Consider the following 1425-nt stretch of genomic DNA (forward strand, 5'->3'; position numbering starts at 1 on the left):
TTCCTGGTGAGCGCGTGCTTCATCTTCCTGCTGCCCCGGGCCCTCGCCGGCGATCGGCCCCCGACGGGCGGCGGGCTGCCGGCGAGCATCGGCGGCGGCCTCTCCGAGGTGGGGCGGCGGCCGTGGTTGGGGGTGTGGATCGTGCACTCCGCGCTCACCAACGTGATCGTGGTCTCCCCGATCCTGGTGCTGGGGCCGTACGTCGCCGACCTGCACCTCGGCGGGGCCCCGGCCTGGTCGGCGATCGGCATCGCCTACGCCGCCGGCGGTGTGGCCGGGGGCGTGATCGCGGCGCGGTGGCGGGCCGGGCGTCCCATGGTGGCGGCCATGATGGTCTTCCTGTTGACGGCGCCGCTGCCGGCGCTGCTCGCGGTCCCCGCGGCCGTCTGGGCGCTGGTGCTCGCGGGGGCGGCGGCCGGGCTGCAGCTCGTCGTCTACAACGTGCTCCAGACCACCGCGATCCAGCGGCACGTGCCGGAGGGGTTCGTGGCGCGGGTGACGTCCGTCGCCGTGCTGGGGTCGCTGGTCGGGGCGCCGCTCGGGATGGGGTTCGCCGGTCCGGTGGCGGAGGCGTTCGGCACGCGTCCGGTGCTGATCGCCTGCGCCGTGGTCGCCGTCGTGTCCACGGCCGCGGCGCTGGCCGCCCCGTCGGTGTGGCGGCTCCGCACGGAGGAGGCTCCCACCGCCTCCCCGCCTCCCGAGTCCGCCGCCGCCTCGCGGAGCACGTCCTCATGAAAGGTGACACGTCCGTATACAGCGACACGTCCTTATAGGCGACACGTCCTTATAGAGGGGGACGACATAGAGGGGGCGACCTTATACAAGGGTCAGCGGCGGGAGAATGCTGACATGCTCCACGTGCTTATGGTCCGCTACACCGCGCCCCTCGACGACGTGACCCCTCACGTGCCCGGCCACGTGGCCTACCTGGAGCGCCGGCATGCCGACGGCACCTTCCTGCTGTCGGGGCAGACCGTGCCGGACGACATCGGCGGGGTGATCCTGGCCGTCGGGTCGCGCGAGCACGTGGAGAAGGCGGCGGCCGAGGATCCGTTCGCGGTGGCGGGCGTGGCGACGTACGAGATCGTCACCGTCGACCCCGGCCGTATGAACGACGAGCTGCGCCGCCTCCTGCCCCGCGCCGACGCTTGAGACGCCCGCCCGCGGATCAGGGGGTGAGAGAGGCGGGGAGGGAGGCGACCACGACGAGGCCGCCGCCGTCTCGCGGGCGGGCTCGTACGTCGCCGCCGTGCGCCGTCGCCACCGAGCGGACGATCGACAGCCCGAGCCCGGCGCTGCTCCCCGTCAGCGGGCGTTCGGAGCTGTTGCGGTGGAACGGCTTGAACAGCAGCGGCACGTCGTACGGCGGCACGCTCGGCCCGGTGTTGCTCACCTCCACCTCGACCCGCCCGCCCGCCACGGTAC

General features: G+C 73.6%; 3 protein-coding genes. 2 read left to right on the forward strand and 1 reads right to left on the reverse strand.

Annotation, left to right across the window (positions count from 1 at the left end; translation table 11 throughout):
* Window positions 1–735, forward strand: a 735-nt coding sequence (locus C1J01_RS48030; protein ID WP_146616045.1) for an MFS transporter, incomplete at its 5' end; no start/stop codon positions are given.
* Window positions 736–849: 114 nt separating this feature from the next.
* Window positions 850–1152 (forward strand): YciI family protein, encoded by a 303-nt coding sequence (locus C1J01_RS48035; RefSeq protein WP_111185814.1) that lies wholly within the window; start codon window positions 850–852, stop codon window positions 1150–1152.
* 16 nt (window positions 1153–1168) lie between these two features.
* On the opposite strand, the gene C1J01_RS48040 is transcribed toward C1J01_RS48035, so the two are convergent.
* On the reverse strand, window positions 1169–1425 hold a 257-nt coding region (locus tag C1J01_RS48040), incomplete at its 5' end, for a sensor histidine kinase (RefSeq protein WP_146616046.1).

The sequence above is a fragment of the Nonomuraea aridisoli genome (assembly GCF_003236395.1).
Taxonomy (GTDB): Bacteria; Actinomycetota; Actinomycetes; order Streptosporangiales; family Streptosporangiaceae; genus Nonomuraea; species Nonomuraea aridisoli.